The sequence below is a fragment of the Synechococcus sp. R70.1 genome (assembly GCF_047461675.1).
Classification (GTDB): Bacteria; Cyanobacteriota; Cyanobacteriia; order Thermostichales; family Thermostichaceae; genus Thermostichus.
Genome location: NZ_JANSHR010000019.1, coordinates 28451 through 53472, shown reverse-complemented (window position 1 = coordinate 53472; position 25022 = coordinate 28451). Strand labels below are relative to the sequence as shown.

The 25022-nt window shown below is 59.2% G+C and carries 19 protein-coding genes and 1 pseudogene; 13 read left to right on the top strand and 7 right to left on the bottom strand.

Translation table 11 applies throughout. The annotated features are described in order from the left end of the window. The coding region (glnT, locus tag NW807_RS02350; protein ID WP_414425190.1) for a type III glutamate--ammonia ligase at nucleotides 1-1050 on the bottom strand (1050 nt) is incomplete at its 3' end. 373 nt (nucleotides 1051-1423) lie between these two features. After that, the gene (locus NW807_RS02345; RefSeq protein WP_414393445.1) at nucleotides 1424-1771 is read right to left on the bottom strand and encodes a DUF1815 family protein; all 348 of its coding nucleotides are present in this window, start codon (nucleotides 1769-1771) and stop codon (nucleotides 1424-1426) included. 624 nt (nucleotides 1772-2395) lie between these two features. On the opposite strand from NW807_RS02345, the gene pflB reads away from it, so the two are divergent. The 10 genes from pflB to cysW all read left to right on the top strand — a co-directional run bounded on the left by pflB (nucleotide 2396) and on the right by cysW (nucleotide 16178). After that, nucleotides 2396-4675 (top strand): formate C-acetyltransferase, encoded by a 2280-nt coding sequence (pflB, locus tag NW807_RS02340; RefSeq protein WP_414425189.1) that lies wholly within the window; start codon nucleotides 2396-2398, stop codon nucleotides 4673-4675. Between the two features lie 68 nt (nucleotides 4676-4743). Further along, on the top strand, nucleotides 4744-5121 hold the full coding sequence (locus NW807_RS02335) for a pentapeptide repeat-containing protein (RefSeq protein ID WP_414388725.1): 378 nt from the start codon (nucleotides 4744-4746) through the stop codon (nucleotides 5119-5121). A gap of 154 nt (nucleotides 5122-5275) precedes the next feature. Next, nucleotides 5276-6028 (top strand): pyruvate formate-lyase-activating protein, encoded by a 753-nt coding sequence (pflA, locus tag NW807_RS02330; protein WP_414425185.1) that lies wholly within the window; start codon nucleotides 5276-5278, stop codon nucleotides 6026-6028. Nucleotides 6029-6209: 181 nt separating this feature from the next. Then, on the top strand, nucleotides 6210-6620 hold the full coding sequence (locus NW807_RS02325) for an OsmC family protein (protein WP_011429381.1): 411 nt from the start codon (nucleotides 6210-6212) through the stop codon (nucleotides 6618-6620). A 90-nt stretch (nucleotides 6621-6710) separates the two neighbouring features. Then, nucleotides 6711-9341 (top strand): bifunctional acetaldehyde-CoA/alcohol dehydrogenase, encoded by a 2631-nt coding sequence (adhE, locus tag NW807_RS02320; protein WP_414425184.1) that lies wholly within the window; start codon nucleotides 6711-6713, stop codon nucleotides 9339-9341. Between the two features lie 28 nt (nucleotides 9342-9369). Next, a complete protein-coding gene (locus NW807_RS02315) occupies nucleotides 9370-12201 on the top strand; it encodes a GNAT family N-acetyltransferase (protein ID WP_414425183.1) in 2832 nt (943 codons plus the stop codon). A 75-nt stretch (nucleotides 12202-12276) separates the two neighbouring features. After that, entirely contained in the window at nucleotides 12277-13311 is a 1035-nt protein-coding gene (locus tag NW807_RS02310) for a sulfate ABC transporter substrate-binding protein (protein WP_414425182.1), read from the top strand. Nucleotides 13312-13486: 175 nt separating this feature from the next. Next, on the top strand, nucleotides 13487-14530 hold the full coding sequence (locus NW807_RS02305; protein WP_414425181.1) for a sulfate/molybdate ABC transporter ATP-binding protein: 1044 nt from the start codon (nucleotides 13487-13489) through the stop codon (nucleotides 14528-14530). 6 nt (nucleotides 14531-14536) lie between these two features. Then, a complete protein-coding gene (cysT, locus tag NW807_RS02300; RefSeq protein WP_414409602.1) occupies nucleotides 14537-15349 on the top strand; it encodes a sulfate ABC transporter permease subunit CysT in 813 nt (270 codons plus the stop codon). Continuing rightward, nucleotides 15339-16178 carry a sulfate ABC transporter permease subunit CysW gene (cysW, locus tag NW807_RS02295; protein ID WP_414405520.1) on the top strand — a complete coding sequence of 280 codons (840 nt, stop codon included), beginning with the start codon at nucleotides 15339-15341 and terminating at the stop codon, nucleotides 16176-16178. Before cysT ends, cysW begins: the two co-directional genes overlap by 11 nt. Before the next feature lie 13 nt (nucleotides 16179-16191). On the opposite strand, the gene msrA is transcribed toward cysW, so the two are convergent. The 3 genes and pseudogenes from msrA to sfsA all read right to left on the bottom strand — a co-directional run bounded on the left by msrA (nucleotide 16192) and on the right by sfsA (nucleotide 18458). Continuing rightward, on the bottom strand, nucleotides 16192-16866 hold the full coding sequence (msrA, locus tag NW807_RS02290; RefSeq protein WP_414425188.1) for a peptide-methionine (S)-S-oxide reductase MsrA: 675 nt from the start codon (nucleotides 16864-16866) through the stop codon (nucleotides 16192-16194). Nucleotides 16867-16948: 82 nt separating this feature from the next. Next, entirely contained in the window at nucleotides 16949-17734 is a 786-nt protein-coding gene (gene xth, locus NW807_RS02285; protein ID WP_414425187.1) for an exodeoxyribonuclease III, read from the bottom strand. A gap of 14 nt (nucleotides 17735-17748) precedes the next feature. Next, a pseudogene (gene sfsA, locus NW807_RS02280) lies at nucleotides 17749-18458 on the bottom strand (DNA/RNA nuclease SfsA). A gap of 193 nt (nucleotides 18459-18651) precedes the next feature. Here sfsA and NW807_RS02275 point away from each other — a divergent pair. Together NW807_RS02275 and NW807_RS02270 are read left to right on the top strand one after the other, a co-directional pair. Next, nucleotides 18652-19248, top strand: coding sequence for an NYN domain-containing protein (locus tag NW807_RS02275; protein WP_414393469.1), 597 nt, complete (start codon nucleotides 18652-18654; stop codon nucleotides 19246-19248). 186 nt (nucleotides 19249-19434) lie between these two features. After that, nucleotides 19435-21783, top strand: coding sequence for an AAA family ATPase (locus NW807_RS02270; protein ID WP_414425180.1), 2349 nt, complete (start codon nucleotides 19435-19437; stop codon nucleotides 21781-21783). Between the two features lie 35 nt (nucleotides 21784-21818). Here NW807_RS02270 and cbiE read toward each other — a convergent pair whose 3' ends face one another. Together cbiE and NW807_RS02260 are read right to left on the bottom strand one after the other, a co-directional pair. Continuing rightward, on the bottom strand, nucleotides 21819-23054 hold the full coding sequence (gene cbiE / locus NW807_RS02265; RefSeq protein ID WP_414425179.1) for a precorrin-6y C5,15-methyltransferase (decarboxylating) subunit CbiE: 1236 nt from the start codon (nucleotides 23052-23054) through the stop codon (nucleotides 21819-21821). Between the two features lie 107 nt (nucleotides 23055-23161). Next, nucleotides 23162-23788, bottom strand: a complete 627-nt coding sequence (locus NW807_RS02260; protein ID WP_414425178.1) for a cobalt-precorrin-8X methylmutase — start codon at nucleotides 23786-23788, stop codon at nucleotides 23162-23164. Nucleotides 23789-23928: 140 nt separating this feature from the next. Here NW807_RS02260 and NW807_RS02255 point away from each other — a divergent pair, with 140 nt between their 5' ends. Then, the gene (locus NW807_RS02255) at nucleotides 23929-24978 is read left to right on the top strand and encodes an alpha/beta fold hydrolase (protein ID WP_414425177.1); all 1050 of its coding nucleotides are present in this window, start codon (nucleotides 23929-23931) and stop codon (nucleotides 24976-24978) included. Nucleotides 24979-25022 lie beyond the last annotated feature (44 nt).

Sequence of the window (25022 nt, the reverse complement as noted above, 5' to 3'; positions counted from 1 at the left end):
CAGCCCCGCTGCAATCAGACCCGCCGCCAGGAGATAGGGGTTAGCCGCACCATCAGCCAAACGCAACTCAAACCGACCCGGCTCAGGGATGCGAATCAGGTGGGTGCGGTTGTTGCCGCTGTAGCTAATCGTGGCAGGTGCCCAGGTGGCCCCCGAAGCCGTAGGCGGCGCATGGAGACGGCGATAGGAATTCACCGTCGGGTTGGTCAGGGCACACAACGCCGGAGCATGGTACAGCACCCCGCCGATAAAGTAATACGCCAGCGACGAGAGACCCAGTTCCCCTTTGGCATCGGCAAACAAATTGGTTGTCCCGGTCACATCCCAAACCGACAGATGGGTATGGCAACCATTGCCCGTCAGATGGGGAAATGGCTTGGGCATGAACGTCGCCCGATAGCCGTGCCGTTCCGCAATGCTTTTCACCATGTATTTGAAAAAGGCATGACGGTCGGCGGTAACCAGCGCATCGTCAAATAACCAATTCATTTCAAACTGCCCGTTAGCATCCTCGTGGTCGCTCTGGTAGGGATGCCAACCCAGCTTTTGCATCCCATCGCAGATACCCCGAATCACCGCAAAACGACGCATCAGGCTTTGCTGGTCGTAGCACGGCTTGGCTTGGCAATCCTGCCCATCGGAAATGGCCCACTCCGTAGGGGATAGGAGCATAAACTCACATTCCACCCCCGTCTTGACCCGGAAACCCAGGCGTTCTGCCTGCGCCAACACCTTTTTCAGCACCCAGCGTGGCGTTTGTTCCAAAGGCTCCCCGTTGGCCTGAATCAAATCCGCAGGCATCCACCCCACCTCTGGTTGCCAAGGTAATTGGAATAGGCGCTGGCGATCCGGCTGGGCAAACACATCCGCATCCGCAGGGGTCAAATCCAACCACGTAGCAAATCCCGCAAAACCTGCCTGCCCATCGGCCATGCGGTCAATTGCTGAAGCAGGCACCAACTTGGAGCGCTGCGTGCCAAACAAATCCGTAAATGAGATCAGGAAATAATCAATACCCTGGCTGCGGGCAAGTTCTGAAAGTACCGGCATCATTAGAATTACTAGGGTTATGGAGTCAGTTTAGGCACTCAACCCCGGCAAAAGTGTCATCTCAGATACGAAAGTCCCAACTATCGTGATCAGGGAGAATAATGAATAATTAGTTAAGCCAGTAGACGAGCAGCTGCATTTCTTCGGCTAGGCACTTTGCCTAGGCTAAAGTCAGCTCCGTCTTTAGCCGGTGTGCTCGATCAGGAACAACTCCCGTCAGCTTGATGGGAAGTGACGCCTGTGGAGATCCCTCTGGTGGGGTAGTGGAGGTGAACTCTGCTGCTAGCTATAGGTCGTGGAAGCAGGAAGAAAGGCTCAACCTGGAGCAAAAGTCTGCTTTTGTCCGAGGTTGTATAGGTCTTTCAGACGCGGATCAACGGCTATGGGCCAGAGCTTCTGCTGGCGCAGCGCTAGCAGCTAGATCGTCTTTGATTAGCTCTACCAGATCCTGAAGCTGACGAATGGCCTCCGCTCCTTCCAGTTTCATCAGCTCCCGCTCATCCCGCATCTCCGTCCAACTGATGGAGCACTCGGAGACTAAAAAGCGAATCAGATGCCCTTCCCGCAAGCTGACCATGAAGGAAGCGCTCTCAAAGGAGGTGCCGCAAGTGTAGCAGGAGGCCGGGTAGCCCCGCTTCTCCAAAGCAATGGCCAGCGCCTGCAAACTCATCACCAGATCCTGAACGTAGCTGCGGTATTGTTCCGCCAACCGTTTGAACATCACACTCCTCCTCACTCCTCGGCTCAGCCAGGCCCTCTTCTGGCCACAGACAAGCCGCTTAGTAATAAATACCTATGCTCGGCAGTTAAGTTCATATGTAGCACAGCAATCGGCAATCCTCAATGAAGGAGCTCAGTCCAGGAACCAAAACTGCCCAGCGCCAAGCAGGATGATAGGCAAGGCCCAGGTGGTTCAGATGTCGTATTTAACACTCCTCTCAAAACAAACACCAAAGTTTACTCTAGTTCAAAACTCTTGCCTCTAGGGGGGGAGCGGATCCTCAGCCTGATTGATTGGGGGTGCTGCCTCCAACCTACCTTGGCCTAAGCTAGCCGTTTGGCAAGCCCCCTTAGCAAGCCCTTAAGAAAACATTAAAAACGGGATTAAAAACACAGAGACAGCGGCCTCCTAAGAGGAGAAGGAACTAGAATTGAAGTGGGCAAGGTGTATTGCAAACGCCTGAAAAAAGAAACATCAGAGTTGCTAAAAGTTCTCCCTTGCACCGGTGGCTAGATCGTCCCTTTTGCAAAGATGCCAGCAGCCCTTAGCAGTAGCTGAGGAGAGGTCTTGCTCTAGGTCTAGCCTGTTGCATAGCTGTCAGGCCGAATGGCCAGGGGGATTGCTATGGTAGTGAGCGCCCAGTCTTCTGTAGCTTTGCCTACAGAATTCACAAGTAAACAACATAGCTTGAGGGATTTCGTGCCTGGGCGGTGGCAGCGCTGCATCGACGTCCGAGATTTTATTCAGCGCAATTACACGCCTTACACGGGAGATGAAAGCTTCTTGGCGCCGGCCACCGAGCGCACGCAGCGGCTGTGGGCCAAAGTTCAAGATCTGATGGCCTTGGAGCGGAAGCGTGGGATCTTGGATGCCGACACCGACCTTCCTTCCAGCATCACCAGCCACCCGCCAGGCTACATCGACCGAGATCTGGAGCAAATCGTAGGGCTACAAACGGATAAGCCCCTAAAGCGCGCCATCCTGCCCTTTGGCGGCATCCGTATGGTAGAAACGGCCCTCAAGGCCTATGGCTACGAGCTGGATCCCCGCGTTAAGGAAATCTTTACCAAGTATCGCAAGACCCACAACGACGGGGTTTTCGACGCCTACACGGAGGAGATGCGCCGCTGCCGCCGCTCTGGGATCATCACCGGCTTGCCGGACGCCTATGGACGGGGCCGCATCATCGGTGACTACCGGCGGGTACCTCTCTATGGCGTGGATCGGCTGATTGAGGACAAGGAGGCGCAGAAGGCCAGCCTAGAGGTGGACACGATGGATGAAGAAACCATCCGCCTGCGGGAGGAGCTCTCAGAGCAGATCAAAGCCCTGTACGAGCTCAAGGAGATGGGGGCCAGCTACGGCTTTGATCTAGGCCGCCCCGCAACCAACGCCCGCGAGGCCATCCAGTGGCTGTACCTAGCCTACCTGGCAGCGGTCAAAGAGCAAAACGGCGCCGCCATGTCCCTGGGGCGGGTTTCCACGTTCCTAGACATCTACATCGAGCGGGATCTGCAGGCCGGGATCCTCACCGAGGAAGAGGCCCAGGAGCTCATCGACCACTTTGTCATGAAGCTGCGCATGGTCAGGTTTTTGCGCACGCCGGAGTACAACGAGCTCTTCAGCGGGGATCCCACCTGGGTAACCGAGTGCATCGGCGGCATGGGGCTAGATGGGCGGCCTTTGGTGACCAAGACCAGCTTCCGCATGCTGCATACCCTCTACAACCTTGGGCCGGCGCCGGAGCCCAACTTGACCGTGCTCTGGTCGGAGCGGCTGCCGGAAGCTTTCAAGCGCTACTGCGCCAAGGTCTCCATTGAAACCAGCTCCATCCAGTACGAGAACGACGACTTGATGCGCCCCTACTGGGGGGATGACTACGGCATCGCCTGCTGTGTGTCGGCCATGCGCATCGGCAAGCAGATGCAATTCTTTGGGGCGCGGGTCAACTTGGCCAAGTGCCTCCTCTACGCCATCAATGGCGGCCGGGACGAGATCTCCGGCGAGCAGGTGGCTCCTGCTTTCGCCCCCATCACCGCCGATGTCCTGGACTACGACGAGGTGTGGCCGCGCATGGCGCAGATGATGGCCTGGCTGGCCAAAACCTACGTCAACACCATGAACATCATCCACTACATGCACGACAAGTACTGCTACGAGCGCCTGGAGATGGCCCTGCACGACCGGGACGTGCTGCGCACCATGGCCTTTGGGTTGGCCGGCCTGTCGGTAACAGCCGACTCCCTATCCGCCATCAAATACGCGCGGGTACGGGCCATCCGGGATGAGCGGGGCCTAGTGGTGGATTACGCGGTGGAGGGCGACTTCCCCAAATACGGCAACAACGACGACCGAGTTGACTCCATTGCGGTGCAACTGGTGCAGACCTTCATGGCGGAGCTGCGCAAGCACAAGACCTACCGCAATGCCATCCCCACCCAGTCCATCCTCACCATCACCTCCAACGTGGTCTACGGCAAGAAAACCGGCAACACCCCTGACGGGCGGCGCGCAGGTGAACCCTTTGCCCCTGGGGCCAACCCCATGCATGGCCGCGACACCAAGGGGGCGGTGGCCTCGCTGGCTTCCGTGGCTAAGCTGCCCTACGACGACGCCCTGGATGGCATCTCCAACACCTTCTCGATTGTGCCGGCGGCCCTAGGTCGCACAGCCGAGGAGCGGGTTGCTAACCTGGTGGGGCTGCTGGACGGCTACATGCGGGATGGCGGCTTTCACCTCAACGTGAACGTTCTCAACCGCGAGACCCTGCTGCATGCCATGGAGCACCCGGAGCTCTACCCACAGCTCACCATCCGGGTTTCCGGCTACGCGGTGAACTTCATCAAGCTCACCCGCGAGCAACAACTGGATGTGATTAACCGCACCTTCCATCAACACTTCTAAACGACGGCCAGGGGATCCCTGAAGGCTGCCCATACCCAGGGAAAGGGATCCCCCAGCAAGGAGGTTCGATGAGCTATAGCGCTTTGGACTTGGTTAGAGACTACGCGGCAGGACAGCGAGATTTCCAAGGGATCGAGCTGCTCCAGGCCGACCTACAAGGGATCCACCTAGCCGGTGCCGACCTGCGCTCTGCCGACTTCAGCGGGGCCAACCTGGCAGGCGCCAACCTGCGGGGGTGTGATCTCAGCTTTGCCAATTTCAGCGACGCCAACCTATCTGGAGCCGATCTGCGAGGATGCCTGCTTTTCGGCACCGATTTCCGAGGTGCTCTCTTGGAAGGAGCTTTGCTGGATCACGCCGATTTCGATGCCTATACCCATTTCCCAGCGGGCTTTGATCCGAAGGCGCATCGCCTACACAACATCTCGTCAGGTGTCTCCCAGTAGGCCCTTTGGGGTCTTTCCATCGGTTTTCAACTTAAGAAAACCCAGCCCAGGTAAACCCAAAGTCAAAGCCAGGGGGTGGGCAACGTAGCCAGCAATTTGGAAGAAAACCTCAAGATTAATTGATATTTTGCAAAAGCCATTGAGAATAGAAGTTATGGGTACCTCCCTCAACCCCTCGAGGCCGGTGACCGGCCGCATTCACTCGGTTGAAACCTGTGGCACGGTAGATGGGCCAGGGATCCGCTTTGTCATCTTCCTGCAGGGCTGTCCTCTGCGCTGTCTGTACTGCCACAATCCGGACTGTCGGGATCCCAATGCTGGCCAGGTGGTGACAGTGGACTCCCTCATGGCGGAGATCCAGCGCTGCCGCAATTACTACCTCAAAGGCGGGGGAGTAACGGCCAGCGGGGGAGAACCGTTAATGCAGCCCACCTTTGTGGCTGAGATTTTCCGCCGCTGCCACGAGCTGGACTTGCACACAGCGCTGGACACTTCCGGCTACGCGCCCTTGGGAGTGGCTAAGCCAGTTTTGGCCCATACGGATTTGGTGCTCCTTGATATCAAGTCCTATCTGCCGGAGCTCTATCGCAAAGTTACTGGCGTTTCGCTGCAGCCCACTCTCGATCTGGCTCGCTATTTGGATCAGATTCACAAGCCCACCTGGATTCGTTTTGTCCTCGTTCCCGGACTAACGGATCCCGAGGAAAACATTAAGGGATTGGCTGAGTTTGTAGCCACCCTATCCAACGTGGAGCGGGTGGAAGTTTTGCCCTTTCACAAGATGGGGGAATACAAATGGCAGCAGTTGGGATTGCCCTATACCCTCAGCGATGTTCAGCCGCCCACCCCGGAACAGATCAACCACGCTTTGCAGATCTTTCGCGAGCGGGGATTGGTGGCAGTTTAGTTTATCGCTGGAGCGACAGCAACAAAACTAGAGCCAATTCTGACTTGAGCCAGCCTGATCCCAAAGTCATCTCTAAAGTCCTTAGGCTGTCTCCAAGGTAATGCTAAGTTGAACTTAGTTGAACCCAATAGTCTAGCAGCTTGCCAACTCTGGTAGCTCCAAAAATGAGGAGGGATCCCCGGTGGAAGTGCGCGTAACCTACCAAAATGGCGTTCAATTTCAAGCCCAAAGCCGCGGCCATCGCATCCTCAGCGATCAGCCTTTGGACAACCACGGCCAAGATCAGGGAATGACGCCGCCGGAGTGGTTTTTGGCCTCTTTGGGTGCTTGTGTGGGGTTCTATGCCGTCAAGTATTTGGAAGCGCGGCAGTTGGATCCCAAAGGGCTGGAAGTGGTTGTTACCGCAGATAAAGTCGAGCACCCTGCCCGCCTAGACAACATTTGCATTCGGGTGAAAAGTGGGATCCCGCTCGACGAAAAACACCAAAAAGGGTTGGAAAAGGCAGTCGATGCGTGCATCATCCACAACACCCTTACCCATCCCCCAAAAATGACCACTGAGATCCAGGTTCCCGCGCCTGTTGGCGCTTAGCCGGTCAGCAGGCCCATGGAGTCTTGCAGCAATTTCTAACGGTTGCCTCAACTTTTAACCCGTATGGATGTAATTTTGGAGGATCCACCTATGCCTGTCACCAACCTCGAGGAACTGGAAGCTCTGATCCAACAGGTGAAAGCTGCCCAGGCTGAGTATGCCACCTTCACCCAGGAACAGGTGGATCGGATCTTTCACAAAGCTGCCCTGGCCGCCAACAACGAACGGATCCCGCTTGCCAAGCTGGCCGTAGAAGAGACCGGCATGGGCATTGTGGAAGACAAGGTAATCAAAAATCACTTTGCCTCTGAGTACATTTACAACAAATACAAACACGAGAAAACCTGCGGCGTCATCGAGCGGGACGAGAGCTTTGGCTACGAGCGCATTGCTGAGCCGGTGGGGCTTTTGGCAGGTATTGTGCCAGTAACCAACCCCACGTCGACAACAATTTTCAAAGCCCTCATCACTCTAAAAACCCGCAACGCCATCATCTTTGCGCCTCACCCCCGTGCCAAACGATGCACGGCTGCTGCAGCCAAAGTGGTCAAAGAGGCGGCTGAGGCGGCAGGCGCGCCGGTGGGGTTGATTGGCTGGATTGACGAGCCCACGATTGAGCTCTCCCAGGCTTTGATGCAGCATCCTGAGGTGAAGCTGATCCTGGCCACCGGGGGCCCTGGCATGGTCAAGGCGGCCTATTCTTCCGGCCACCCATCTTTGGGGGTGGGGGCAGGCAATACCCCGGCAGTGATCGATGCCAGCGCCGACATCCCCACAGCCGTCAGCTCGATTATCTTGAGCAAGACCTTCGACAACGGCATGATCTGCGCCTCAGAACAGGCGGTGATCGTGGTGGATGCTGTTTACGAGCAGGTCAAGGCCGAATTCCGCCAGCGGGGGGCCTACTTTTTGGATCCGGAACAAACGCAAGCGGTGCGCTGCCTCCTCCTCAAAGACGGCCGCCTCAATCCGGCTATTGTCGGCCAATCGGTGCAGACCATTGCCGCTCTGGCCGGGATCCAAGTACCCGAAGGCACGAAGCTCCTGATTGGAGAAGTGGACAAGGTGGGGCTTGAGGAGCCGTTCTCCTACGAAAAATTGGCCCCTGTTTTGGCCCTCTACCGCGCCAAGGATTTCCACAGCGCTGTCGATATTGCCGTCCAAGTGGTCAATTTCGGGGGGCGGGGCCACACCTCTGTTTTGTATACCGATCCCGCCAATCGGGACGATATTGCCTACTTTGAAAATGCCCTACAAACAGCGCGGGTGCTGATCAACACCCCCTCTTCCCAGGGAGCAATTGGGGATCTCTATAACTTCAGGCTGGATCCCTCGTTAACGTTGGGCTGTGGCACGTGGGGGGGCAACTCCGTCTCGGACAATGTGGGGCCGCGCCACCTGCTCAACATTAAAACGGTGGCCTACCGGCGGGAAAATATGCTCTGGTTTCGGGTGCCGCCCAAGATCTACTTCAAGCCGGGATGTCTACCGGTGGCGCTGCGGGAGTTGGCCGGCAAAAAACGGGCTTTTTTGGTTACCGATAGGCCCCTCTTCGAGCTGGGCGTGCTGCAGGCGGTTACCCGGGTTTTGGACGAACTGCAGATCAAGTGGGATGTCTACCACGACGTGGAGCCGGATCCCACCCTCAGCAACGTCAACCGCGGCCTGGAGCAGCTGCGCCAGTTTCAGCCGGATGTCATCATCGCCGTGGGGGGCGGATCCCCGATGGACGCGGCCAAGGTGATGTGGCTGATGTACGAGCAGCCGCAGGTGGAGTTTGAAGGCCTGGCCACGCGCTTTATGGACATCCGCAAGCGGGTCTACGAGCTGCCGCCGCTGGGGCAAAAAGCCCAACTGGTCTGCATCCCCACCACTTCCGGGACGGGATCCGAGGTGACGCCCTTTGCCGTAGTCACCGACGACCGGGTGGGGATCAAGTACCCACTGGCCGACTACGCCCTCACCCCCAGCATGGCCATCGTGGATCCGGATCTCACCCTGAAGATGCCCAAGAAGCTAACCGCCTACGGCGGCCTCGATGCCCTTACCCATGCCCTGGAAGCCTATGTCTCGGTGATGGCCAGCGAGTTTACCGACGGGCTGGCGCTGCAGGCGATTAAGCTGCTGATGACCTACCTGCCGCGGGCCTACGAGAGGGGGGCCGAAGATCCAGAAGCGCGGGAAAAAGTCCACTACGCTGCCACCATTGCCGGCATGGCCTTTGCCAACGCCTTTTTGGGGGTGTGCCACTCCCTGGCCCACAAGCTGGGATCCACCTTCCACCTGCCCCACGGCCTGGCCAACGCTTTGATGATTACCCACGTCATCCGCTACAACGCCACCGACGCTCCCTTCAAGCAGGCCATCTTTCCCCAATACCGCTACCCCAACGCCAAGCACCGCTATGCCGAGATTGCCGATTACCTGCAGTTGGGCGGGGCCAATGACGATGAAAAGGTCATGCGCCTCATTGAGGCTATCGAGGAGCTCAAGCGGAAGCTGGGGATCCCGGCCAGCATTCGCGAGGCCCTCAGCGAGAGCGAGCAGGCGTTCTACGACCGTCTGGAAGCGATGGCGGAGCAGGCTTTTGACGACCAATGCACCGGCGCCAACCCCCGCTACCCCCTCATCCAGGACATGAAGGAGCTGTACATCTTGGCCTATCGGGGCTGCCGGGTAGAGGCTGCCCTCTACCACCAGCCGGAGCCAGCTCTGGCCTAAGAGCCGCCTTTCTGCTCCCAGCCAAAACGTGACCCCCACCCTGGCAACGGCTATGGCTACGCTGCACCGCCCCGATCCCAGCCTCGACATCTGGAAGGCCAGATCCCACCCCTTAGCTCCCATTTTTCTGCCCCGCTCGGTGGCGGTGGTGGGGGCAACAGAGCGGGAGGGCAGTGTTGGGCGCACGGTCTTGTGGAACCTGATCAGCCACCCGTTTGGGGGCACGGTCTACCCGGTCAACCCCAAGCGGCACCAGGTGTTGGGCATCCGGGCCTACGAGCGGCTTTCCGCCTTGCCCGAGCCGGTGGATCTGGCCATCATCGCCATCCCGGCAGCCGGGGTGCCGGCGGTTATCCAAGAATGCGTCGAGGCCGGAGTCAAGGGGGCCATTGTCCTCTCGGCAGGCTTTAAGGAAATCGGCCCGGAGGGGTTGGCCCTGGAAAAGACCATCCAACAGGCCGCCCGCGGCAAGTTGCGCCTAATTGGCCCCAACTGCCTGGGGATCCAAAACCCCCACACCGGCTTAAATGCCACCTTTGCCGCCCAGATGGCCCGACCCGGCAACGTGGGGTTTATCAGCCAAAGCGGGGCCCTCTGCACTTCAATCCTGGACTGGAGCCTGCGGGAAAATGTGGGCTTTAGCGCCTTCATCTCCCTGGGATCCATGCTGGATGTGGGCTGGGGGGATCTGATCGACTACCTGGGCGAGGATCCCCATACCCACAGCATTGTCCTCTACATGGAATCCATTGGAGATGCCCGCTCCTTCCTATCGGCAGCCCGCGAGGTGGCGCTGAGCAAGCCCATCATCGTCATCAAGGCAGGGCGCACCCAGGCAGCAGCCCAGGCAGCAGCCTCCCACACGGGATCCCTCACCGGCAGCGACGCGGTTTTGGATGCGGCCTTTCGCCGTTGTGGTGTGCTGCGGGTGGATCGCATTGAAGATCTCTTCGACATGGCGGAGGTGCTGGCCAAACAGCCTCGTCCCCAAGGGCCCCACCTCACCATCCTCACCAATGCCGGCGGGCCGGGGGTGCTGGCCACCGACGCCCTCATCCGCGCCGGCGGATCCCTGGCCCAGCTTTCTCCCCAAACCCTGGAGCAGCTCAACCAGATCCTGCCGCCCCACTGGAGCCACGGCAACCCCATCGATATCCTGGGCGATGCCGGCCCGGAGCGCTTTGCCCAGGCGCTGGAAGTGGTGCTGCGGGATCCCGCCAGCCAGGGCTGTTTGGTGATCCTCACCCCCCAAGCCATGACGGATCCCACGGCCACGGCTGAGAAAGTGGTGGAGACCTGGCGGCGCAGCGGATCCCGCCAACCCATCCTGGCCAGTTGGATGGGGGGAGCCCTGGTGGATGCCGGCGAGCAGATCCTCAACCAGGCCGGGATCCCCACCTACCGCTACCCCGACCAGGCGGCGCGGGTGTTTAGCTACTTGTGGCGCTTTAGCGACAACCTCAAGGCCCTCTACGAAACTCCCACTTTGCCCCCTGCAAGAGCGGTCGAGCGGGATAGGGTGCACCAAATCCTCAGCCAAGCCCGGCAGCAAGGTCGCACGCTCTTAACCGAGGTCGAGTCCAAGGAGATCCTAGCCGCCTACGGGATCCCGGTGGTGCCGACGCGGGTGGCAGCAAGTTCGGAAGCGGCGGTGGAAGCTGCTGAGGCCATAGGCTACCCGGTGGTGCTGAAGCTTTACTCCCACACCCTCACCCACAAAAGCGACGTAGGCGGCGTGCAGCTCAACCTGCCCGATGCCGAAGCCGTGCAGCGGGCCTACCAGCAGATCCAGACTAATGTTGCCGAAAAAGCCGGATCCCAGCACTTTCAAGGGGTGACGGTGCAGCCCATGGTTCCCACCAACGGCTACGAGCTGATCCTGGGCAGCAGCGAGGATCCCCAGTTTGGGCCGGTGTTGCTCTTTGGCAGCGGCGGCCAACTGGTGGAGGTGTTTCAAGATCGCTCCATCGGCCTTCCCCCCCTCAACACTACCTTGGCGCGGCGCTTGATGGAGAATACCCTCATCTACAACGCCCTCAAGGGGGTGCGGGGACGCCCAGCCGTCGATCTGGAGGCCCTGGAACAGCTCTTGGTGCGCTTTAGCCAACTGGTGGCCGAGCAGCGGGAGATTAAAGAGATCGATATCAATCCGCTGCTGGCTTCCAGCGAGGGCCTGCTGGCTTTGGATGCCCGCGTCATTTTGCGAACCGAGCAGGATCCCCAGGTGCCCTTGGCCATCCGCCCCTATCCCACCCAGTACATCTGGAGCTTCCGGGACGGCATCACCATTCGCCCCATTCGCCCTGAAGACGAGCCTTTGGTGATCGATTTTCACCGCCACGTCTCCGATTACAGCGTCTATCTGCGCTACTTCCACCCGATCAAATACAGCGCCCGCATCGCCCACGAGCGCCTTACCCGCATTTGCTTTAACGATTACGACCGCGAGATTGCCTTAGTAGCAGAAAAACAGGAGCCAGAGGCCAATCGCGTCAGCGGGACGAAGTCCTTAATCCTCGGCATCAGCCGCCTCTCCAAAAAACACGGCCTCCCTCAGGAAGCGGAGTTTGCCCTCTTGGTGGCGGATCCCTACCAAAGACAGGGGATCGGCACGGAGCTCTTGACCCGCCTCATTCAGGTGGCCCGCTGCGAAGGGATCCAGCGCCTGGCCGGCGAGGTGCTCAGCGAAAACGAGGGCATGCGCCGCCTGTGTAGGCGCTTGGGGTTCCAGTTGCTCCCCTCCCCAGAGGATCCCGGCCTCCTCAGGGCCACGTTGGATCTTGCTGCCGATGCAGCGCTCCCCACGCCCTGCCTAGGGAGCCCTGGCTCTAAAAACGGTTTACCGACCGGCTTACCGTAGAATAGATCCCTGACGCCCAACCTTCCCGCGCCTTTGGGGAGAGGGGTTGGGGGTGAGAAGCTTTTGGGGATGGCTGTGAACAGATTACCCATCGCGGTGGGCTGGTCGGCGAGAGTGGGGCGGTGGCTGGGGCTGGGATCCCTGCTCCTGGGACTTCTGCTGGGGCTGGGTGGCTGCGGCGGCGGGGCGGGATCCCAGGGGGAAGTGAGGATTCTGCTAGCTTCTTTTGCAGTGACCCGCGATGCCTACCGGCAGATCATCCCTGCCTTTGAGGCCTACTGGCTGGCCCAGACCGGACAACGGGTGCGTGTAGAAAGCAGCTACGCTGGCTCGGCAACGCAAGCGCGGGCGGTCATCGAGGGGCTGGATGCCGATGTGGTGGCCTTGGCCCTGGGCCTGGATGTGGAGCGCATCGTGGCTGCCGGCCTGATTCGGCCGGGTTGGGAAAGTCGCACACCCAACCAAGGGATCGTCACCCGTTCAGTGGTGGTGATGGTAACGCGGGAGGGCAACCCCCACGATATCCGCTCCTGGACGGATCTGGCTCGGCCCGGCTTGCAGGTGGTTACTGCCAACCCCAAAACCTCCGGGGGTGCCCGCTGGAACTTTTTGGCCCTCTGGAGCGCTGTCCCTGAGCCGCAGGCCCTAGCCTTCACTACTCAGGTCTACAAAAACGTCCGCGTCCTGCCGCGGGACTCGCGGGAGGCTACGGATGTCTTTTTCCAAAAAGGGCAGGGGGATGCCCTACTCACCTACGAACATGAGGTGATCCTGGCGGGCTTGCGCGGCCAGCCCTTGCCCTACGTGGTGCCGGATCCCAACATTTCCATCGACAACCCGGTAGCGGTGGTGGATGCCAACGTAGACCGCAAGGGCACCCGCGCCGTGGCCGAAGCCTTTGTGGACTATCTCTTTACGCCCGAGGCGCAGCGGGCCTTTGCCAAGGTGGGTTTTCGGCCAGTGGAGCCCACGGTGGCGCAAGAGTTTGCCTGGCGTTACCCTCCTGTTGAGAAACTGGTAACCGTTGCCGACCTAGGCGGCTGGGAGACAATCCAAAACCGCTTCTTTGCCGATGGGGCTTTGTTCGATCGCATTCAAGCCGAGTTGTAGGGAGGCTCCCTTGTTTTGGATTCCCATTCAAGTTATTCTGGGAGCTGTATCAACGGTTTGTTGACAGGTTTACCGTAGATTAGGTGGGCGTTTAACTTCCCTCAACCTTTTGAGAAGACTCAGCCGGCAACCAATCCAGCAACTGCTCAGGCAAACCACTAGCTAGGCAGAGCCTATGGGCATCACCATTGCAGGGGTATCGAAGCGTTTCGGCGAGTTTCAGGCGCTCTACCCTACCGATCTCACCATCCCCACGGGATCCCTAGTGGCTTTGTTGGGGCCGTCGGGTTCTGGCAAATCTACCCTGCTGCGCCTGATTGCCGGCCTGGAGAAGCCAGACACGGGGCGGATTTTCCTCACCGGGCGGGATGCCACCCACGCCAGCGTCCAGGAGCGCAACGTCGGCTTTGTCTTCCAGCACTACGCCCTGTTTAAGCACATGACGGTGCGGCAGAACATTGCCTTTGGCCTGGAGATCCGCAGGCTGCCAAGAGCTGAAATTCGGGCACGGGTGGACGAGCTGCTGGAGCTGGTGCAACTGTCGGGGTTTGGGGATCACTACCCCTCCCAGCTTTCGGGGGGGCAGCGGCAGCGGGTGGCCCTGGCCCGTGCTCTGGCGGTGGAGCCGCAGGTGTTGCTTTTGGATGAGCCCTTCGGAGCCCTGGATGCCAGGGTGCGCAAGGAGCTGCGCCAGTGGCTGCGGCGCCTACACGACGAGGTGCATGTCACCACCGTCCTGGTTACCCACGACCAAGAAGAGGCTATGGAGGTGGCCGACCAAATTGTGGTCATGAACCAGGGGCGGATCGAACAGGTGGGATCCCCTGCCGAGATCTACGACCATCCGGCCACCCCCTTTGTCATGAGCTTTATTGGCCCGGTCAACGAGCTCTCGCCCTGCTCCGTATTATCCTGCCAGCTCCCTGAAGCGCAGGCCGGCCCGCATCGGCTTTTCTTGCGCCCCCATGATGTCCAAATCGAGCTCAGCCCCACCAGCAGCGGTGTCTCGGCTTGGGTCAGAGAGATCATCCACCTAGGGCGGGAGATCCAGGCGGAGCTGGTCTTGAGCGATGGCGGATCCCTTTGGGCCCACCTTAGCCGCGAGCAATACACCAACCAGCCCCTGCACATTGGGCAGCAGGTTTACGTGCGCCCCAGGGTAATCAAAGCCTTCCCCATCAAGAAAACGGAAATGACAGCCATGGCGGTGGGAGCTTAGGGAACCTTGCTGCAGGCGGTGTTTCCAGTGTCTTGGCCCTGGTGGCTGACCCTAGGCTATCTCTTCCTGATGCTGGTCTTGCCACTAGCTGCCTTGGTTGCCAAGGCCAGCACCTTGGGCTGGGCAGAGTTTTGGCGGATTGCCACCGATCCCCTGGCCCTCTCTGCCTATGAGGTTACTTTTGTAACCGCCTTGCTGGCGGCCTTAGTGAACGGTGTGATGGGCACTCTAACCGCCTGGGTGTTGGTGCGCTACGCCTTCCCTGGGAAAAAGCTCCTCGAGGGGTTGATTGATCTGCCCTTTGCCCTGCCCACGGCTGTGGCCGGCCTCACCCTGGCGACCGTCTACAGCAGCAACGGCTGGATAGGATCCCTGCTGGCTCCCTTGGGAATCCGCATTGCCTTTACCCGCTGGGGGGTGGGGGTAGCAATGCTGTTTATCTCTTTTCCCTTTGTGGTGCGGACCGTGCAGCCGGTGCTGCAGGAACTGGAGCCGGATGTGGAGGAAGCTGCCTGGAGCTTGGGCGCCTCCCGCTGGCAGACCTTTCGCCGAGTGGTACTGCCGCAAATTCTGCCGTCTATCCTAACAGGGGTGGCTCTGGGGTTTTCTCGCGCTGTCGGTGAGTATGGCTCCATCGTCATTATTGCCGCCAGCATTCCCTTCCAGGATTTGATTGCGGCGGTGCTGGTCATCCAAAGACTGGAACAGTACGACTACGCCGGCGCCACGGTGATTGGGACGGTGATGCTGGTGATCTCCTTCCTGTCGCTGGCGGTGATTAACCTTCTGCAAGGCTGGGCAAGTCGCCATGAGACCTAAGGGAGTTGCCGAGGTTCAAGGGAAGCCACCCGCCAACCCTTGGCTGGCTGGCCTGCTGATTGGGATCGTCTTGCTCTATGTGGGGCTGCTCATCGGGATCCCCCTGGTGAATGTCTTCTACCAGGCGTTGCGGGAAGGGATCCCCAGTTTTTTTCAGCACCTGGGGGAGCGAGAGTTTCTCAGCGCAGCCCGCTTGACTTTGCTAACTGCCCTAGTTGTCGTGCCTCTCAATACTCTTTTTGGCCTCTGCGCTGCCATAGCGCTAGCACGCCGCCGCTTTCCAGGGCGGGCCTTGCTGCTTAGCCTCATTGACCTGCCCTTTTCCATTTCGCCGGTAGTAGCCGGCCTGATGCTGGTGCTGATCTTTGGCCGTCAAGGTTGGCTGGGATCCTGGAACCTGCGGGTCATTTTTGCGTTTCCAGGCATTGTGCTGGCCACGGCTTTCATCACCTTGCCCTTTGTGGTGCGGGAAGTATTGCCGGTGCTGGAAGAGGCCGGCACTGAGGAAGAAGAAGCCGCCAAAACTCTGGGGGCCAATTCCTGGCAGATCTTCTGGCGGATTACCCTGCCCAACATCCGCTGGGGCCTCTTGTATGGAGTCATCCTCACCAATGCTCGCGCCATGGGGGAGTTTGGCGCTGTGGCGGTGGTCTCGGGCAACATCGTTGGGCGCACCCAAACCCTGCCTCTGTTTGTGGAAGATGCCTATCGCAGCTATGCCACAGGATCAGCCTATGCAGCCGCGGTGGTGCTTTCTTTGCTGGCGGTGGTGACCCTAGTGGCCAGGGAGCTGCTGGAGCGGGGATCCCCTTCCCGTCGCATCTTTTAGGTTCCCTCTCTCTCTAGGGAGAAAGGTCGGGGGTGAGGAGCTCCGGCAGCGGTACCCCAGTTCCCCCCAGGCCGCAGTAGCCGCGCGGGTTTTTGGCGAGGTACTGCTGGTGGTAGTCTTCGGCGTAGTAGAACTCTGGAGCCTCCAGGATCTCAGTAGTGATGGGGCCGTAGCCGTGGGCGCTCAGGACTTGCTGGTAGAGGTCGCGGGTTTTTTCCGCCAGCTCCCGCTGGGTCTGGGAATAGACGTAGATGCCGGAGCGATACTGAGTGCCCACATCATTGCCCTGGCGCATCCCCTGGGTGGGATCGTGGTTTTCCCAAAACACTTTCAAGAGCTGGAGGTAGCTAATCTGGCTGGGATCGTAAACCACCCGCACCACCTCGTTGTGGCCAGTCAAGCCGGTGCAGACCTCTTCATAGGTGGGGTTGGGAGTATACCCGCCCGCATAGCCCACTGCAGTGGTGAACACCCCAGGCAACTGCCAAAACCTGCGCTCCGCTCCCCAGAAGCAGCCCATGCCAAACATGGCTAGCTCCATCCCCTCGGGAAAAGGGGGCTTCAGGGGCGTGCCCTTGACGTAGTGCCGGTTAACGATTGCCATTGGCTCGGAGCGGCCCGGCAAAGCCTCCTCCGGGGTAGGCAGGGTCAGTTTCTTGCTCAGTTTGCCGAAACCAAAGAGCGCCATGGCGGCAGCCCGATACATTTGTTAACGCCTACCAGCCTAGCGTAGATAGCCGCTGTTGTCTCAAGGGAGCGGCTTAGGGACTTTAGACTGCCAGCTCCACAACCACAGGGGCATGGTCGCTGGGCTTTTCTACCCGCCGCGGCTCGACGTCGATCCAGCAAGCCGTAGCTTTGTCCTGAAGCAGGGGGGAAAGGTAGAGGTGGTCAATGCGCCAGCCCCGATTCTTCTGGAACCCCCCGGCCCGGTAGTCCCACCAGCTAAAATGCCCAGGGTCCGGGTTAAACTTGCGAAAGGCATCCTCAAAGCCCAAAGCCAGGATCTCCCGTAGGGCCTGCCGCTCCGGCTCAGAGGCCATGATTTCTCCGGCTTTGCCGGGATCGTAGATATCCCGATCTTCCGGGGCGATGTTGAAGTCGCCACAGAGCAGAATAGGCTGCCCCTGGTCGAGGGCCACCTGGAGGTAGTCTTTCAGGCAGGCCAGCCAGCGCAACTTGTAGGCGTACTTGTCAGATCCCACCGCCTCGCCATTGGGCACGTAGAGGTTGAGGATGCGGATGCCGCGGTAGAGGCCGCCGATAAGCCGCTTTTGCTCATCCAGCTCTGCGGCTGCCGGCAGCAGGGCAGCAAAGCCCCGCTCCACCTTTTCCGGCACCTCCCGGCTGATGAGGGCAACGCCGTTGTAGGCTTTCTGCCCGTACACCTCCACATGAAAGCCCCGCTCTTCGAAGGGGGCACGGGGAAACTCCGCATCCGCCACCTTGGTCTCCTGCAGGCAGAGCACATCCAGGGATCCCTGCTTGTCCAGCCAGGCCAAAACCTGGGGCAGGCGGCTGCGGATGGAGTTGACATTCCAGGTGGCTACTCGCATCCCAGAAGGTTCTCTCAAGCCACAAGCTTAGCTAGGCCCAGGGGGCGGATCCCTTGCGGCGAAACCTCGACCCGGTAGGGCAGCACCTCAACTCCCGCCTGCAGGGCCTGGTGAAACAGACGGGCATAGCGAGGATCCCGTTCTGCTCCGGGGGCAAACTCGGTGCAGTCGGCGCGGTTAATCCAATACAGCAGCAGAGCCCGCTGACCCTGTCGGCGGATCTCCATCAAGTCTTCCAGGTGTTTTTGACCGCGAGTCGTCACCGTATCGGGAAAAAGGGCACAGGAGCCAACAGCCCAGGTTGTATTTTTAACCTCCAGGTAGGCACAGCCGCCCGGCCCCTCCAAAAGAAAGTCCATCCTGCTTTTGCCCCAGACCACTTCCCGCCGCCAGCAGGAAAACTGAGCCAGTTGAGGAAACCAGCCCTGCTGCAGCCCCCATTCCACTAGGCGATTGGGTAGGCCAGTGTCCACACCTCCCCCACTTGGATCATCTCCCAGGTGTAGGCCAGCTTGCGCCTGGGATCGGGGTGATAGGAGAGGCAAACGGGTGCCCCCACCTGGCAAACTCCCGTCATCGGGCCGGTGTTGGGGCAGTGGGCAGTTACCTGTTGCCCATTTTCCAGCTCCACCTCGGCAAAGAAGCGCTTGCAGCGGCCGCGCAACACGCCTTTGAGTAGGGGAATGGGGAAACGATAGGGTGGCGGGCCCTCCTGCCCAGGCATCTGCAAGTGCCCTCCAGCTAAGTATTTTTTCTTTAGGATTTTGGAAGTCTTCCAGGGGGGAGCGATCTTCTACGCTAGGGTAATGGCGTAAGCTAGGGCTCTCATGGGCCGATGCCTTGCTCCCCTGATTTTAATATCCTACCTTCTCTATCCTTCTCTATCCCTTGGCCAAAACTTGGAGAAGACAACTCGAATGTTGCGTCTTGACCCTGACCCTGGCTTTCAGCTTCCGGAGCCTTTTCAGGACAACCGCGGGCGCGTAGCCATCTTCATTGACGGGGCCAACCTCTTCTATGCTGCCCTGCAGATGGGCATTGAGATTGACTACACCCGCCTCCTGAAGACGCTCACCGGCCGTTCTCCCCTTCTGCGCTCCTTTTTCTACACCGGCGTCGACCGCAACAACGAAAAGCAGCAGGGGTTTTTGCTCTGGATGCGCCGCAATGGCTTCCGTGTGGTTACCAAAGAGCTGACCCAACTGCCCGATGGCTCCAAGCGGGCCAATCTAGATGTGGAAATCGCTGTGGACATGTTGTCGCTGGTGCGCTGGTACGAGACGGCGGTGCTGGTAAGCGGCGACGGGGACTTGGCCTATGCTGTCAATGCCGTCAGCTACCAGGGAGCACGGGTAGAGGTGGTTAGCCTGCGCTCTATGACCAGCGATCAGCTCATCAACTTGGCGGATCGCTACATCGACCTGGAATCCATCAAGGACTACATCAAGAAAACCAACCGTTCTTCCTATCTCTACCGAGGGGGAGTTAGCAACGACGAAGAGGACGAGGGCTAGAGCCCTAGGAGGCCCACCACTCCCCAGCCCTCCTGCCATTCTAGGCAAATGCCCACCTGGCTTCCTAGCCCCTCTGCTGGGAAGCTAGGTGTTTTCCGTATGGGTTACTCACCTCCTAGCCCCCCTGTCCATTCAGAAATTACAATGGGGCATCTAGCTCATTAGTGTTCCAGGATCTCTCTTTCCATGAGCTACTTGGTTATCGACACCGAGGGCAATAAGCTTAAAGAGATTGCCATTGTCGACAGCAGCGGTAAGCTTGTTTACCACGCCCATACCCAGGAATACTCGCCTGGCCACCCCCAGCCCAAGCCTTTAGCCCAGATTGTTGCGGACCTACGGCGTTTGGCCCAAGGTAAAACCCTCGTTTTCCACCACGCAGAGCACGACCTAAAAATCCTTAAACAAGCCTTTGAGCAAGCTAACCAAAAGTGGCTTTCTAACCCCGTTTTTTGCACTTGGCTAGCTGCCAAGGAATGTTTCCCCAACCTCCCCAGCTACAGTCTAGAGTATCTTAGCAAACATCTTGGTATCCAACTGGAGAGCGGCTATTTCAACTCCAAACTGGCCCACGACGCCAGCTACGATGCTCTTTTTACCTATCACCTCTATCGCCACCTCACCCACGCTCAGCTCAAAGCTCAGAATATTCCCAACCCCTTTGCCAGCAGTAGAGTTGACAATCCCTTTCAGAGTTACCCCGACGAGGCTACCATCTATCAGCCTCAGTACCAGCAGCTCACTGCCACCCTACAGGACATCCAACGGGATCCCAACCACCAGAGCCGAGGGGTTGTCTTACTGGGTGAACCTGGATCCGGCAAGACTCACCTAATCATGCGGGTGGCCCAAAACCTCCTGCGCCACAACCGTCTCCTGTTTATCCCTCAGCCCACCCATCCCGACAACATCTACCACCACATCTACAGCCACACCCTGGAATCCCTGCGAGAACGGGTAGATGCCCATCACCACACCCAGCTCGACTACTTGATTGCCAAGAGCTTTGTGGAAATCTTGAAAACCTTCCCCCAAACCTCAAAAACTGAAGAGCTTCTCTCCCTTCTCACGGCGGATCCCCTCAACCTCTTTCATCGCCTAGGAGCAGAAGGCAGCGAGCGTCGTCGTCAGCAATGGCAAGCCATTGAAAAACTGGTTCTGCGCTGGTGGGCAGAGCAAAACTTCCTTACCGGTTCCACCGAAAACATTCTCAAGGGCATCATCAAATACTGCAGCTACAGGGATCCCAACCGCCGTCACCAGATCATCCGCTGGCTCAGCGGTACCGACCTGGATCCTGAAGAAACCAACTTGATTGGGTTGCCCCCTTGGAGTGCAGATCTGGATCGCAACACCTTTGCCCTAGAAGGGATGAAAGTCATCGGCAGGCTTTCGCTGCTCGACCAGCCCCTGATCATTGTCTTCGACCAATTGGAGGCTCTGGGCCGAGAGGAAAATCGAGATATCCTTCTCAACTTTGGCGATGCTCTAAAAGAGCTTTTTACCCGTATTCCCAACAGTCTGTTTGTCCTTAATTTGTTTCCTGATCGTTGGCAACATTTCCAAACCCAATTTGACCGGGCTACCGTCGATCGCCTCTCCCAAACCGTCCTCTCCCTAGATCTCCCCTCTCTTCCCCAGCTTCAAGCCCTTCTCCAGAGCCGCCTGCCTTCAGGGATCCACCTCCAAGCTCTCTTTACCGCCGATGACCTAAGCGATATTCTTGGCCAACCCTCCATCCGGGCCATTCTCAACCGGGCCTCAGCCTACTATCGCCACTACATCAACGGGATCCCTCTCCCTCCCCAGGTGCAAGTTGTACCCACTGCCAGCAATCTAGCCGCCCGTGTCCAGCGGCTCGAAACTGAGCTGCAAACCCTCAAACAACTGCTCATCCCCCTTCTGCCTGCCCACGGCCCCTCCATCGTTCTATCTCCACCCCTTCGGGATCCCAGCCCATCTGCCGATCTTGTTGAGACGCTGGATCCCTATCTCCGCACCACTGAGGCTCAGCTCCGCGCCGCCTATCCCCAAGAGGCGATCATCGACAGCACAGCTGATATCGGCAAATTGCGCACCATCGTCAATGCCCTGCAAGGGATCCATCCCCTCCCCATGAGCACCCTGAAGCTGGGCAAACGCAAGCTTCCAGATCACCTCTATTTCCCCAGCCAAAAGCGGGTGATCGCCTTTATCCAAGTGGGTCCCAGCAGCATGTATGGACAGCTCAATAACTTCAACCAATTGGTGATTGCTCACCCTGAGCTTCAGTTTCTTTTGCTACGGGATGCCCGCCTCAAGCCTCCTTCTCCAACAGCTACCGCCACCCAAGCGGCCTTGGCTGCCCTCAACAACAGCCCTAATGGCAAGTATGAGCTGCTCACCAAAGAGGATCGCATTCACCTGGAGCTGATGTACAGAATGATCACCGACATCCAAAACCGCGACTTGGAGCTAGACCTGACCTCAGCCGTTCGGTACTATCTTGAGCATAGGGATCCCCCCCTTATCGCCTGGATCCTAGGCCGTGCCTAAGCCTTCCCTGAACTCTCTCCCATTCAGTTGAGGGCTTAGTGGAACTTCGAGGTGGAAGGGATTGCTTGCAGCAGGTAAACGGGGTTAAGGGGGGAAAAGCGAGTGCCCTCAGCCAAGGCCGTGGAGCGGGAGATCTGGACATGTTCCACTCGCACCTGCCAGCCCTGTGAGCGCAGCCACTGCAGGGTTTCGCTGCAGGTTTCTAGGGTGGCGAAGTTGGCCACCAGGATCCCTCCAGGCCGTAGGCGGGGCGCCACTGTGGGCAGGAGCTGGGGGATCCCCTTTCCACCTCCTCCCAGCAACACCCGATCCGGATCCGGCAGGTCAGCCAGCACCTGAGGCGCTGCCCCTGGGATTACCTGCAGGTTTTCCAGACCAAAGCGTTGGCGGTTGCGCTGGATGAGACAAATGCCCATGGCGTTGCGCTCGATGGCATAGACCTGGAGCTGGGAAGAGAGGCGGGCGATCTCCACAGCCACTGAGCCCGTGCCAGCCCCGATATCCCACACCACCCCCTGTCGCGGCAATTGCAAGGCTCCCAGGGTGAGGAGGCGGATGGGCTGCTTGGTGATTAGGCCGGGCTGGTCGGGAAAGGTGTGGAACTGGTCGTCCGGGATCCCAACCAAAGGCCAGCGACTGGGATCCGGTTCCGGCTCAACGCGCCGCAGCACCACCAGGTTAGGGCTGGGGAAGGCAGAGTTCTCCCCTTCCTGCAGGGGCACGATCTGCTCCTGGGGGGATCCCAGTTGGCTGCACACCCAGGCCTGGTAGCGCACTGGCAGCCGCAGGTCGGCAATGAACTGGGCCAAGCTGGCTGGTGTGTGCTCTGGATCGGTGAGCACTACAATTACAGGGGATCCCTGTTTGAGAACGGGTTCCAACTGCTCCATTCCCCGCCCATGTAGGCTGAGGATAGTGGCCTCCTGCCAGGGGATCTGTAGGCGGTTGAGGGCCAACTGTACCGAGCTCACCTGGGGATAAAAAGCCAACTGCTCCCTCGGGAAATACTGGGTCAGCAGGCGCCCAATCCCAAAAAACAGCGGATCCCCGCTGGCCAACAAGACCAGAGATCCCTGCGCTAGCTCCTGCTGCAGAAGCGGGATCCAACTTTCCACTGGCCCGGTCAGGGGGATCTTGCGGGCTGGATGGTCAGCAAAGTGCTGGAGTAGGCTAGGAGGCCCGGCCAGGACTTTGGCCTGCGAAAGGGGTGGGATCCCCCAGGAAGCCACCGAGCCATCTCCGGCTACCCCTACAACTGCAAGCTGAGGCAACTGGCTCGCCATCTAGCGTTCGACAGGCGGGTGTACTGGCGTATGGGGTTTCCTGCATTTCTATCGCGGCGAGATTCCTGGATGGCCTTCCCAGCTCGTCCCCAATTCTAGTCCCGGCGGGCAGCCAGCAGCAGGGCATTGACAATGGCGGCAGCCACCGGGGATCCCCCTTTACGGCCCTCCACCCGAATCTGGGGAACCTCTGTCTGGGCCAAGGCTTGTTTTGCCTCTTCTACTGCCACAAAGCCCACCGGCACCCCAATCACCAGGCTGGGCCGGACCCGCTGCGCCCGAATCTCTCTCACTAGCGCTAGCAGGGCTGTGGGCGCGTTGCCGACAACAAAGATTGCCTCTGGGTAGCAGCGGGCCACCTTGATCATCCCTTGAGCGGTGCGGGTTTGCCCCACCTCGAGGGGCTCTTCCACCCAGTCCAAGGCGCAGTGGAGCGGAATCCCCTGGGCCTGCAGACCAGCTTGGATCCCGGCGGCTACCATCCTCACATCCACCACCACTGGTCGTTTTTGCCGCAGAGCTGCCAGCCCCGCCTCAACCGCCGTGGGGCTGAACACAAAGCGATCCCGGAGCTCGAAGTCAGCAGTGGCGTGGATAGCGCGGCGCACGATCTCATAGGGGATCCCCTGCCAGGGGTGGGGGCCGATCTCTTGGTCAATCTGGCGAAAGCTGGCTGCTGTAATCGGGTCTATCCAGGCCGTCTCGTCGGTTTTCTCGCTCATCGAATCTGCAAGTAGAGCTCAAGCGAAGACTGCTGGCGGGCGGAAGCTGGGCGGAACCTCTAGTCCCCAAAACGCCCCGTTAGTCCACTCTAGACGCTCCGAAGAAGCGGCCATGATTGGTCTATTCTGGTGGAGGTGGCTTGTTCGCTCCTTCCTTGCACACACCCAACTCCCTTTCTATTCCCTCTGTGCCCGGATCCCTGTCTCCCCCGTTCCATCTAGTCGACAGCAGGGATCCCCTCTCGGGCCTGCCTCGCTACGGCCACTCTCAAACCTGGCTTTGGCGCGGCTGGCCGGTTCACTTCACCTACACTCCTAGTCGCGCCCAAACTCCTGCAGGCCAGGTAAACTTGGTGGCAGCGCCGGCTCTTTTAATCCACGGCTTTGGCGCCTCCGTCGGCCACTGGCGCCACAACATCGTCCCTCTAGGATCCCAGCGCCCTGTCTACGCCCTTGACTTGCTGGGATTTGGCAAGAGCGCCAAGCCGGAGATCGCCTACAGCGTCGATCTCTGGGTGGAGCAGGTGTACGAGTTTTGGCGCGTCCACATCCGCCAGCCTATGATCCTGGTTGGCCACTCCCTTGGCGGGTTGGTGGGGGTGATTGCGGCTGCCCGCTATCCCCAGATGGTGAGGGGCCTATGCTTGATTAGCTGCGCCGACGGGCCCCATCCAGAAGAACTGCCCCCTCCCTGGGATGCCCTAGTGCGAGCTTTCTGCGAGGGGATCCTGGCGCTGCTGGGCCCTCACCTCTTTAATTGGCTGCGACAGACTAAGGTGCTGCGGGCTTGGATCAAGAACGTCTACAAGCGCGATGAGCAAGTGGACGATGAGCTGGTGCGGATCTTCCAAACGCCAGCTTTTGACCCAGGAGCAGCCCACGTGTTCTTGGACAGCCTCAGGGCCATCCTCTGCCGCCCCTTCGATAGCCCCAAGCGGCTGCTGCCCACCCTCAAAATGCCCATTCTCCTCCTCTGGGGTCAAGAAGATCCGGCGGTACCTAGCTTTTTGGCGGATCAGTTCAAGCGCTGGCAGCCAGCTCTTACGTTGGTGAAGCTACCGGGGGTGGGTCACTGCGCCCACGACGAGCTGCCTCACTGGGTCAACATCCTCATCGGCGAGTGGGCCGCCAGCCTGGAGACATGTACCAGACTGCCGCGCCGTCCGGCCAGGGATCCCTTCCTGGCCTAGCTAGATCACTGGGGGAGGATGTCAATCTTGCTGCTCGATGGGCA

What these genes read in the sequence shown, in the direction of transcription:
- msrA (WP_414425188.1), bottom strand. Translation starts at nt 16,866, where the DNA reads ATGGCGCTCTTTGGTTTCGGCAAACTGAGCAAGAAACTGACCCTGCCT.
- NW807_RS02335 (WP_414388725.1), top strand. Translation starts at nt 4,744, where the DNA reads ATGAGCTATAGCGCTTTGGACTTGGTTAGAGACTACGCGGCAGGACAG.
- cysW (WP_414405520.1), top strand. Translation starts at nt 15,339, where the DNA reads ATGAGACCTAAGGGAGTTGCCGAGGTTCAAGGGAAGCCACCCGCCAAC.
- NW807_RS02275 (WP_414393469.1), top strand. Translation starts at nt 18,652, where the DNA reads ATGTTGCGTCTTGACCCTGACCCTGGCTTTCAGCTTCCGGAGCCTTTT.
- adhE (WP_414425184.1), top strand. Translation starts at nt 6,711, where the DNA reads ATGCCTGTCACCAACCTCGAGGAACTGGAAGCTCTGATCCAACAGGTG.
- NW807_RS02260 (WP_414425178.1), bottom strand. Translation starts at nt 23,788, where the DNA reads ATGAGCGAGAAAACCGACGAGACGGCCTGGATAGACCCGATTACAGCA.
- pflB (WP_414425189.1), top strand. Translation starts at nt 2,396, where the DNA reads ATGGTAGTGAGCGCCCAGTCTTCTGTAGCTTTGCCTACAGAATTCACA.
- xth (WP_414425187.1), bottom strand. Translation starts at nt 17,734, where the DNA reads ATGCGAGTAGCCACCTGGAATGTCAACTCCATCCGCAGCCGCCTGCCC.
- NW807_RS02305 (WP_414425181.1), top strand. Translation starts at nt 13,487, where the DNA reads ATGGGCATCACCATTGCAGGGGTATCGAAGCGTTTCGGCGAGTTTCAG.
- pflA (WP_414425185.1), top strand. Translation starts at nt 5,276, where the DNA reads ATGGGTACCTCCCTCAACCCCTCGAGGCCGGTGACCGGCCGCATTCAC.
- NW807_RS02345 (WP_414393445.1), bottom strand. Translation starts at nt 1,771, where the DNA reads ATGTTCAAACGGTTGGCGGAACAATACCGCAGCTACGTTCAGGATCTG.
- NW807_RS02270 (WP_414425180.1), top strand. Translation starts at nt 19,435, where the DNA reads ATGAGCTACTTGGTTATCGACACCGAGGGCAATAAGCTTAAAGAGATT.